This is a genomic window from Bacillus cereus (assembly GCF_002567495.1).
Classification (GTDB): domain Bacteria; phylum Bacillota; class Bacilli; order Bacillales; family Bacillaceae_G; genus Bacillus_A; species Bacillus_A cereus_AQ.
In genome coordinates, this window is the sequence record NZ_NVAP01000129.1 from 1 (window position 1) to 402 (window position 402).

Sequence of the window (402 nt, forward strand, 5' to 3'; positions counted from 1 at the left end):
AATGGCTGGGCTAGCTGGATTCGAACCAGCGCATGACGGAGTCAAAGTCCGTTGCCTTACCGCTTGGCTATAGCCCATCGAATTCTTACTTAATTATATGTAAGTATCAATTAAATTATTTGTAATTTTTAAAATAAAAATGGGGCGACTGATGGGAATCGAACCCACGAATGCCGGAGCCACAATCCGGTGCGTTAACCACTTCGCCACAACCGCCATGTTGTGTAAATATATTTGGCAGGGGCAGTAGGAATCGAACCCACACTGGAGGTTTTGGAGACCTCAGTTCTACCTTTAAACTATGCCCCTATGTAAATGGTGGAGGGGGGCAGATTCGAACTGCCGAACCCGAAGGAGCGGATTTACAGTCCGCCGCGTTTAGCCACTTCGCTACCCCTCCGA

At 48.0% G+C, this 402-nt stretch carries 4 tRNA genes; all 4 read right to left on the bottom strand.

The annotated features are described in order from the left end of the window. Nucleotides 1–2: 2 nt before the first annotated feature. Nucleotides 3–77, bottom strand: a tRNA-Gln gene (locus COK05_RS30780). 63 nt (nucleotides 78–140) lie between these two features. After that, nucleotides 141–216 (bottom strand) — tRNA-His (locus COK05_RS30785). Nucleotides 217–235: 19 nt separating this feature from the next. Next, a tRNA-Trp gene (locus COK05_RS30790) sits at nucleotides 236–309 on the bottom strand. 7 nt (nucleotides 310–316) lie between these two features. After that, nucleotides 317–400, bottom strand: a tRNA-Tyr gene (locus tag COK05_RS30795). Nucleotides 401–402 lie beyond the last annotated feature (2 nt).